11 protein-coding genes are annotated in these 9834 nt (G+C 35.9%); all 11 read right to left on the minus strand.

Going from position 1 to position 9834, the window contains the following annotated elements:
- Window positions 1-15: 15 nt before the first annotated feature.
- The 11 genes from SUDEN_RS07425 to hypB all read right to left on the minus strand — a co-directional run bounded on the left by SUDEN_RS07425 (window position 16) and on the right by hypB (window position 9807).
- Window positions 16-594 carry an acyltransferase gene (locus SUDEN_RS07425; RefSeq protein ID WP_011373050.1) on the minus strand — a complete coding sequence of 193 codons (579 nt, stop codon included), beginning with the start codon at window positions 592-594 and terminating at the stop codon, window positions 16-18.
- Window positions 594-1562, minus strand: a complete 969-nt coding sequence (locus SUDEN_RS07430) for a Gfo/Idh/MocA family protein (RefSeq protein ID WP_011373051.1) — start codon at window positions 1560-1562, stop codon at window positions 594-596. Before SUDEN_RS07430 ends, SUDEN_RS07425 begins: the two co-directional genes overlap by 1 nt.
- Window positions 1563-1564: 2 nt before the next feature.
- Window positions 1565-2830, minus strand: coding sequence for a nucleotide sugar dehydrogenase (locus tag SUDEN_RS07435; protein ID WP_011373052.1), 1266 nt, complete (start codon window positions 2828-2830; stop codon window positions 1565-1567).
- Window positions 2831-2968: 138 nt separating this feature from the next.
- On the minus strand, window positions 2969-3310 hold the full coding sequence (gene hypA / locus SUDEN_RS07440; RefSeq protein WP_011373053.1) for a hydrogenase/urease nickel incorporation protein HypA: 342 nt from the start codon (window positions 3308-3310) through the stop codon (window positions 2969-2971).
- 43 nt (window positions 3311-3353) lie between these two features.
- Window positions 3354-4994: a hydrogenase maturation protein gene (locus tag SUDEN_RS07445; protein ID WP_011373054.1), complete on the minus strand. Its 1641-nt coding sequence runs from the start codon at window positions 4992-4994 to the stop codon at window positions 3354-3356.
- A 4-nt stretch (window positions 4995-4998) separates the two neighbouring features.
- The gene (hypE, locus tag SUDEN_RS07450) at window positions 4999-5997 is read right to left on the minus strand and encodes a hydrogenase expression/formation protein HypE (RefSeq protein WP_011373055.1); all 999 of its coding nucleotides are present in this window, start codon (window positions 5995-5997) and stop codon (window positions 4999-5001) included.
- Complete coding sequence (locus tag SUDEN_RS07455; protein WP_011373056.1) at window positions 5998-7347, minus strand: P-loop NTPase fold protein; 1350 nt, start codon at window positions 7345-7347, stop codon at window positions 5998-6000.
- Entirely contained in the window at window positions 7344-7571 is a 228-nt protein-coding gene (locus SUDEN_RS07460; protein ID WP_148153550.1) for a hypothetical protein, read from the minus strand. The genes SUDEN_RS07455 and SUDEN_RS07460 overlap by 4 nt, the downstream gene beginning before the upstream one ends.
- Window position 7572: 1 nt before the next feature.
- Window positions 7573-8715 carry a hydrogenase formation protein HypD gene (hypD, locus tag SUDEN_RS07465; RefSeq protein WP_011373057.1) on the minus strand — a complete coding sequence of 381 codons (1143 nt, stop codon included), beginning with the start codon at window positions 8713-8715 and terminating at the stop codon, window positions 7573-7575.
- Between the two features lies 1 nt (window position 8716).
- Window positions 8717-9007 carry a HypC/HybG/HupF family hydrogenase formation chaperone gene (locus SUDEN_RS07470; protein ID WP_011373058.1) on the minus strand — a complete coding sequence of 97 codons (291 nt, stop codon included), beginning with the start codon at window positions 9005-9007 and terminating at the stop codon, window positions 8717-8719.
- Window positions 9007-9807 carry a hydrogenase nickel incorporation protein HypB gene (hypB, locus tag SUDEN_RS07475; RefSeq protein ID WP_011373059.1) on the minus strand — a complete coding sequence of 267 codons (801 nt, stop codon included), beginning with the start codon at window positions 9805-9807 and terminating at the stop codon, window positions 9007-9009. Before hypB ends, SUDEN_RS07470 begins: the two co-directional genes overlap by 1 nt.
- Between the last annotated feature and the right edge of the window lie 27 nt (window positions 9808-9834).

Below are 9834 nucleotides of genomic sequence, written 5' to 3' on the forward strand. Positions count from 1 at the left end.
CTACAATCTTCATTTTCACTCTTCTATCAAAATTAAATTACTGTTTTGTATTTTGTACCTACTGCTATCAAAGCTATCAGTTGCTATGCCATCTTCATCAAACTTCAGCGTATTTGCCGCCTTACTAACCCAACCTATCTGTTTTGCAGGAACGCCAACCATAAGAGCGTAAGGTTTTACATCTCTATTTACAACTGTTCCGCTTCCTATAAGCGCATATTCGCCTATAGTAACTCCGCAGATTATGGTTGCATTTGCTCCAATAGTACAGCCACGCTTAAGTAGTGTCTTTTTAAATTCCTGTTTTCTACTTATGAAAGCTCTTGGGTTGGTTACATTTGTAAACACGCAAGAAGGACCTAAAAAAACATCATCCTCTATCTCTACACCCTCATATATCGAGATATTATTTTGGGCTTTTACCCCAGAGCCTATTTTAACATTTGGTCCCACTACACAGTTCTGTCCAAAAGAGCAGTTTTTACCAATCTCACTGCCACTTAATATATGTGAAAAATGCCAAATTTTCGTCTTTTCGCCTATTTTTACACTGCTATCTATATAGCAAGATTCGTGAGCAAAAAAAGAGGTCATTATATTAGTACCTTTTTACAAAATGGATGATAATCACCTTGAAGTCCAAGAGGAGTGAGGCTTCGAATCTCTGAAACTATATTTATAGAATTTCTTGCATCCTCTAATCCAAATCCACCACCATTTAGTATATCTTTATAACTAATAGTATGCAAATCTGCAAAACCATCACTAAACTCAAACTCTTCAGAGTCAACTTTGATACTTCTAAAAGTTCTCTTTCCTGTCGCTTTTACTTCATCTGGAATATAGTTATAATTTACACTCAAAAACCATCTAACATTTGCATGGCTTAGTTTTATAAACCCTGCATTTGTATCTGCTTGTTTTACATGAACAATATTTTCTTCAACATCACCAAATATCCAAGAGAGCATATCAAAGAAATGAACTCCAATATTTGAAGCTATGCCGCCACTTTTTGCTTCATCCCCTTTCCATGAGGCAAAATACCATTTTCCTCTACTCGTTAAATATGTCAAATCAATATCATAAACTTTAGAAGGGTTTTTCTCTAACTCTTTGGTTATTTTATTTTTAAGTGCAATGATAGAGTCATGCAATCTTAATTGCAAAATAGTATAAACTCTCTTCCCTCTTTGCGCCTCAATTGCTAAGAGTTCATCTATCTCTTTAGGATTTAAAACTAGTGGTTTTTCACATATAGCATGTGCGCCATTAAGCAAAGCAAATCGTATATGGGAGCTATGAAGATAGTTTGGCGATGCTATGGTTATGTACTCGATACTCTGTTTTTTATCTCTATGCCATTGGTCGATAAAGCTTGCAAAGCACTCAAATTCTGTGAAAAAATCAGCTTCTGCAAAGTTACTATCTATGATTCCTATTCCATCATATGGGTCAAGTGCAACAAGGAGTTCATGTCCTGTCTCTTTTATAGCCCTCATGTGCCTTGGAGCTATATATCCACTGGCACCAATTAGAGCAAAATTCTTTTTCTTTGACATCTCTAGAGTCTCCATGTTGGCTTTTCTACCAAACCTTTAACATCTACTATTATAGGTTCTGCATTTGACATATTTGCATAATCGTCTGTAGAAATTTCTTTAAATTTATCATGTCCAACTGCTACAATAATTGAGTCATATTTTTTGCTATTGAGCGGTAATTCATCTATAAAATTTAATTTTTTTGTTTCTCTATCACTTTTATCAACCCAATAATCATACACTTCAACATAGCATTCAAACTCTTGTAGCTCTTTTATGATATCGAGTACTTTAGAGTTTCTCATATCTGGGCAATTCTCTTTAAATGTAACACCCAAAATTAAGATTTTTGCATTTTTTAACTTCTTATCAAATTTAACCATAAGTTTAATAGTTTTATCCGCTATGAGCTTACTCATACCGTTATTTATCTGTCTTGCACCCAAAATTAAATTTGGCATATATCCCAAAGATTGTGCTTTATGTGTAAGATAATATGGATCAACACCTATACAATGCCCGCCTACAAGCCCTGGGAAAAGCTTGATAAAGTTCCATTTAGTTGCTGCTGCTTCTATTACATCATAAGTATTGATATTCATTAAGTCAAATATCATGGCAAGCTCATTTATAAGAGCTATGTTTACATCTCGTTGAGTGTTTTCTACCACTTTTGCAGCTTCTGCCACCTTGATTGTAGGAGCTAGATGTGTGCCTGCTCTTATTATAGATTTATATAAGTCATCTACTTTTTTGGCTATCTCTGGGGTAGAACCTGAGGTTATTTTTAATATATTTTCAACTGTATGCTCTTTATCTCCAGGATTAATTCTCTCTGGAGAGTAGCCACAAAAAAATGTTTTATTAAATTTGAGTCCACTAAACTCTTCTAGTATCGGCACACAAATCTCTTCTGTAACACCTGGATAAACAGTAGATTCATAAATAACTATATCACCCTCTTTAAGCACTTCACCAACACTCTGAGTTGATCTTATGATGGGAGTTAAATCTGGCTGATTGGTCTGATCTATTGGGGTTGGGACAGTTACTATATAAATGTTAGAGTCTTTGATATCTTCAATGTTTAAAGTAACTTTCATACCATTATCAAGAGATGATTTAATTTGAGTTTGTGAGAGCTCTAATGTTCTATCAAACCCACTATTTAGCTCATCTACTCTTGATTTATTTATATCAAACCCAACCACTTCATACTTTTTACTAAATGCATGAGCCAATGGAAGCCCAACATAGCCAAGTCCTATAATACATATCTTGCTCATATACTCTGGAATGCTCCTTATTTATTGGACACAAGTTCACTCACTTAACACTCATCTATTTTAAGCTTTTGATTATATCTTTTTTCAAATTATTTGGCGAAATATCTCCAAAATAACTCTCTTTTTTTTTAAAAATTTCTACTCAAGCTCTAATTGCATCAGGTACATATCTTCTCCATCAAGAACTCTTAAATCTGCACTTTTGCATTTTGGGCAGAGGTACTCGATGCCCTCTATCGTTGCCTCATTTAAACAGCTATTGCACTTTATGATAACTGGTTGAATGTTTATGATAAACTCAGCCTCTTCGCAGATAGTTTTCTCTTTGAAAGTCTCAAATGCAGTTCTTAGTAGTTCAGGTTCAACCCCGCTCATAACGCCTATTTTTATAACAACCTTGGTTACTTTTGTAGCACTGTTTTTTGAAGCGTTCTCTTCACATGAGTCTAAAAGTGATTGGACTATACTATATTCATGCATTATTATTATTCCTTGATTTTATTTTGTCACGCACTAGTGCCTCTTATTTTAGTCTTTTAGGTGTTTCAATGGAACACACTTTATAGACAAAATCATATCTTAGTTTATGAAAAGAGCTATCTTTATCCCAAAACTCTGGATACATGATTTTCAACTCTTGCTCTTTTTTCTGCTCTATCATATAACCATTTTTAGACAAAAAATCCTCTTTATCATATAAAAAATCACTATATTTATCGCCGTCTTCGCATAATTTTTGAGCAAACTCATCTAAAGAATCAAAGTAGTTATTCTCTTCAAAAACTTCATCAATCATACCGATTTTCTTAGCTTTGTTTGCACTTAGAGGTAGGCACTTTGTTAAAAGCTCATCAGCTTTTACTTTACCAACTCTTTTTTCTAGCGTATAGGTGTGGTATTCGCTACCGCTAAGCCCCAAAGTTTTATAGTGCGGATTTAAAACGACTCCTTCTCGTGCAACGGCGTAATCACATGCAAGAGCCAAAAAAACTCCACCTGCCCCTGCATTTTTGCCTAAAGACGCAACCGTGACAACATCATCTGCAAAAAGTATTGATTTTACGACATCATTCATAGCGTTGATGTTACTCCAACCATCTTCCCCCTGCTTTTTGGAGTCTTGGAGTATGTTTAGATGAATCCCGTTGCTAAAAAAATCCGCTCCGCCCATCAGAACTACAACCTTGCAGCTCTCCCTTAGATACTCAAACGCATATTTTAGCCTTATGCACTGCTCAGAGTGCATGGCGCCATTGTGAAAATTAAAGTACAAATACCCAACTTCACCCATCACTTTAGAGCTTATCTCATGAAAAGTGATCTCTCCGACTTCACTAATCAAAGGTATTCGCACCTCTTTAACACCCTTTATCTTCTCTTTTAAAATATAGGTCGAGGGGAGTTTAAACTTTCCTACTTCTAACATGTGGCTTATCCAAAGAGCGCCATCAATAGTTCCAACACAAACCGCACCATCTCTTTTTGCGATTATCTCCTTTGGCTCTCCTTTTAAACTACTCTCTTGCCACGCACCAAAAAGATAGCACTCAACTCCCAAAAATTCATCCTTAACACCAGGGTAACTATCGCTTACATGTATCTTTTTTATAATCTCTTTTGTAGTCTCTTTTTGCCAATCAATAGCTCTCTCTTGTTGAGTAAGATACGGATGTATAGGCGATTTTAACTGAGGAGTAGGTTTATAATCTTTATCATGTAGATTTTTTAGAAAAATTTTAAGAGCTTTTGAAGCGGCAGATGCTACTTCATTTCTATATATGGAAGCCTTGTAACTCTCTCGCATAAGAAATCTGACTTCTGCGTAAATATCTCCGCCATCAAGCTCTTCGTTTGCTCTAAGGATTACGACTCCCCACTCTTTTTTATCCTCTTTGAGGGCATGGTCTAGCGAATTATGCCCTCTGTCGCCTCTGATACCGGGATGAAGTATGTAAGTCGGAGTGTTTAAAAAAATCTCACATGGGAGATACTTTTTCAAGTAAGGACAAAAGATAATATCTGGCGCAAACTCTTCAACACTCTGCATCATCGCCTCATTGCTTATCGCATACTGCACAGAAACCTCGTGATTCATATCTTGAAGCTCACAAAACACTCTTTGGGTAAGAGAGTTAAATGCCGATACGATTAGAAGTATTTTCATCTCTTTAGCAGATTCTAGGAAGCAGTTCGCCGCTTGGAGTGTCTAAAAATCTTGAAGTTCCCCAACTGCTGTTTAAAACCACTTTTTTGGGATGCGTATCCGTCACTTTGGCGATAATTGTGGCTCTTGAACAGCTCTCAAATGTTTTTAAAATCTCCACCGCTCTTGGTGCATCTTCATGGTTTACCGCCAATACAAAAGTACCCTCATTGGCTAAAGATGCTGCTTCAAAACCCAGCATCTCGCAGATACCTTTTACCTCATCGCTAACTGGAATACTCTCCTCTTCAACCTCGATGCAGACATTTGACTGTCTTGACCACTCGTTTAAAACCGCACTTACTCCGCCTCTTGTCGCATCTCTCATGGCTGTTATCTTTATGCCTGCATCCAACAGAGCCTTCACCTGAGGATAAAGCGACTCGCAATCGCTTTTGAGTGAACTGCTCATCTCAATACCCTCACGAGCAACAAAAATAGCCGCCCCGTGACAGCCGACATCACGGTTTATGATGATGACATCATCCTTAGTTATGTTGTTGGAGCTGATGCCTTTTTTTATAACTTCGCCTATTCCGCTAGTGTTTATGAAAATCTTATCGACACTTCCACGAGGCACAACTTTAGTATCGCCACTCACAACAATAGCCCCGTTAATCTCAAGCTCTTTTTTCATACTTCGCACAATACGCTCAAGCTCTCTAGTCTCAAAACCCTCTTCGATGATAACACTACATGTCAAATACTTCGGCTTCGCACCCATCATTGCAAGATCGTTACATGTACCGCAGACTGCCAGCTTGCCGATGTCTGCACCCGCAAAAAAAAGAGGCGAAACCGTAAAACTGTCAGTAGAAAATGCCAACTCTCCGTTATGGATGATGGCCGCATCTTCGCTTTTGTCAAGTATCTCATTTTTAAAGGCTTTATAAAAAACCTTAGAGATAAGTTCATTGTTCTCTTCTCCGCCGTTGCCGCATGCCAGGCTTATTGTTTTAGTCATCTATAATATTCCTGTTTCGATAAAATTATTTATTTCATTTAAAATATCAACTTCAGCCTGATTATTACTTTCTCTGTGTATATCTATGTTAAAATAATTCATAAAATGTAAACTTTTAATTAATGATTCATTACTATTTATAAAATCTAATAGTATTGTCCCATAATCAGCTTCTTTGGATTTTGTCCCATTATTCTTTTCATATAACAAAGCTTCTGTCTTAAGATTTTCTATAACCTTTTGATTATATATCATCTTGCTATCTGAGATATAAGCCATAATCTCAGTAGATAAATATTCAACATCACTCTTAATTCTTGAATTTGTTGCATCTTTATAATTAGATTCATGTCTCTCTATTTCACCAAACTTATATTGAAATGTTTTGCTAATATCCTCTTTATCTAATGTAGCTACAAATATATGATGATTGAGTATAAAATTTATATTTACTAAAATAAAATATTCTAAATAAAAGGGTGTACAAACTCTATGTTTACTATACCATTCTAAAACATTATCTAAAACTTGTATTAAAATTCTTGCATTAACAATTCCAACTTTACAAAAAGTATTTTTCAAAACTATTTCAATTTTTTCTTCATCTCGTGTTTCAGAATCATTTTTTAAAGATTTATATTTCTCCTCTTTAAAAATCATGTCAAACAGCTCTTCACATGTAGGATTAAACATAAGATATTTTGAAACAGTTTTTTCTTTTACGGTTGTAAAAATTTCCTTCTCTTTTCCTTCAAATACATCACTGTTTAATATGATTACTACTTTGCATTTAAAATTAAGAGTTAATTGAGTAATAAAGCCGAATAAGTCATTTAAATCTATCTCTTTTGATTTTCTTTCAAAATCATCGAAACAAACGACTCCGCCATCATTTAAAAATTCTCCAGCTTTTGTAAACTTATCATCATCTATTAAATTTTCTACTTCCTTAAACACTTTTCCTGAATCAAATTTTACCGCTCCTGCTGTAACTGCAGTAACAACCGTAGAAAATATTGAACCCATTTTTTTTCCGTAAGATAAGGATGTAGAGCACATCTTACTCACAATATCAGCATCGCCAATCACACTGTTATAAGCATTCATAAACAAGTCCATCTCTATTGATTCTATATTTGTTTTACCATAAAGACTCACATAAGAATAAGCTTTCTTCTTATTTTTTTGTTCTTTTTTTAAGCTTGTTTCTATTTCATTTTGCCAAAAATGGGTTTTACCACTACCCCATTTTCCAGAAATCATTATCACGTTACCATTATTGTTTTTGTTTAGTAAATAGGCATCATCTTTGTCAACTAAATAGTTTTTTAATTTTTCTGTATTCTTCAATTATTATCCTTCAAATCTATTTTTCCCGTCTCTATAAACAGCTTACAAAAGTTTTCCCAATCATGCAAGTAAATTCCATTATCGCCATCTAACAGCAAACAAGTTGTACCTCTCGCACTCTCTTTCCAAAAAGTGTAAAATGGTAAATTTTTAATATCACTTTCTAACACATATCTTTCATTATTAATATGTACACTCAATCCGAAGTAGGTTTTTTCTTTCATTTTATACCAAATTCCCATACTTATAATAAGCCGCGCAAGCCCCCTCGCTGCTTACCATACAGCTTCCTATCGGTGAAGTCGGTTTACATGCAGTTCCAAAAATAGTACACTCTGGAGGGCTTGCCATGCCTCTTAAAATGTCTCCGCAGATGCAGAGTTTATGGTCTTCTATCTCGCCGATTGGCAAGACATCTTTGTAGATAACCTCTGCATCATACTCTTTAAATTCAAGCTTTAGTTTTAGTCCGCTTTTTGGTATGTTTCCCAAACCTCGCCACTTAAAGAGGTCTGCTTTGTCAAAATATCTACTCATAAGCTCTTGTGCTTTTAGATTTCCATCGTAAGTTACTAGCCTTTTGTACTCTATCTCAAGCTCACATCTGCCCTCTATAAACTGTTTTACCACCATGCTAATCGCCTGCATGACATCAACCGGCTCAAATCCTGCGACAACTACTGGACGATTGTAGTCTCTTGGGAACTCTTCATAGATTTTGCTTCCGCTTATAACGCTTACATGTGAGGGTCCTAAAAATGCATCAATTTTGTTGTTGTAACTATCTACATGTATATCTCTGGAGTCTATAAGCTCACGCATTACTTCGGGAACAGTTACGTGGTTTATGTGAAAGTAGATATTTTTAATGCCCATTTTTATAACCGCGTCAAGAAGTGCTGCCGTCATTGGAGTGGTCGTCTCAAAACCTATAGCAAAAAAGATGATTTTTTTAGTCGGATTCTCTTTTGCGATTTTTAGGCACTCTAAAGGAGAGTAAACAAAACGAACATCAGCACCTCTGCTTCTTGCATCTTGAAGGCTTCCGTTGCTTCCTGGGACTTTTATCATATCGCCTAGAGTCACAAGTATAACTTCCGGCTGCATACTTAAAACATAAGCGTGATCAATTCTCTCTTTTGGCATGATGCAAACAGGACAACCGGGACCATGGATAAACTTGATGTTTGATGGTAGTAGTTGAGGAAGTCCGTACTTCATAATGGTATGCGTATGTCCACCGCAGACTTCCATGATATTTATGGGGTTTTTAAGCTTTGCTGCATCTTCGTTTATGATTTTTGCATAAGCTTTTATGGTGTCAGCGTCTCTAAAATCATCATATAAATTTTTAAGTTCTAGCTCCATGTTAGTTTCCTCTGCTTGGACACTCATCTGCTTCTAAAATTGCCAACTGCCTATCTTCTTCATTCATAGCATCTATAATTTCTCTATAAAGTGCCAAACTATCAAGCGCCTCTGCTTCATCAATCTTATTCATCACAAAACCGATATGCAGAAGTACATAATCGCCTATACTAATCTCCTCTTCACTCATAAGCGACAAAGAGGCTTCTCTTTGCACGCCCATAGTATCGACTGTTGCCACTTCATTTTCTCTATCGATTTTTACTACTTTTGATGGTATTGAAAGGCACATTATCTCATCTCCATTTTAAACTTAATCCAAGAAGCAACTCTCTTGATACTCTCTTCATCTTTGGTGCTCACTTCAAGTATGTCAACACTCGGCTTTAGCTTTCTTGCCATCTCTTTCTCTTTTTGCATGTCATACTCAAAATATGGGAGCAGGTCTGTTTTGGTAAAAAGAATCAAATCAGCTTGGCGAAACATAACAGGATATTTTGCGATCTTGTCTTCGCCCTCTGGAATACTTACTAGAACTATGTTTAAGTGACTTCCTACATCATAACTAGCAGGACAAACTAAGTTTCCTACATTCTCCACAAAACAGACATCCACACTATCTAAGTCCATGTGATGAAGAGCTTTATGAACCATAAACGCATCCAAATGACAAGCTGAGCCTGTTTGAATCTGATGTGCTTCTATCCCTTTAGCCTTTAGTCTATCGGCATCACGGCTAGTCTCAAGGTCTCCCTCAATTACACTAAATTTAAAATCAGCAACATCAACTAAAGCCTCTAGGAGTGCAGTTTTTCCGCTTCCAGGAGAGCTCATAAGGTTTATAGACAAAACATTATGCGAGTTGAAATGCGCTCTATTGTGCCCAGCTTCGTGATCATTTTTATCTAATATTTTTGAAATTATTGAAATCGTTTTTGGATCATTTAACTGCGGATTGTCATGCAGATGTTTATGAGACCCATGGTGTTCGTCTCCATGATGATGTTCGTGATGAGAATCTTCATGGTGGTGATGTTCGTGAGAGTGACTCTCTCTTTGTTCTACTATAGAACAACCGCAATCTTTACACATATTTTATATCCTTAATTTTTTTTACAC

The organism is Sulfurimonas denitrificans DSM 1251 (genome assembly GCF_000012965.1).
Lineage (GTDB): Bacteria > Campylobacterota > Campylobacteria > Campylobacterales > Sulfurimonadaceae > Sulfurimonas > Sulfurimonas denitrificans.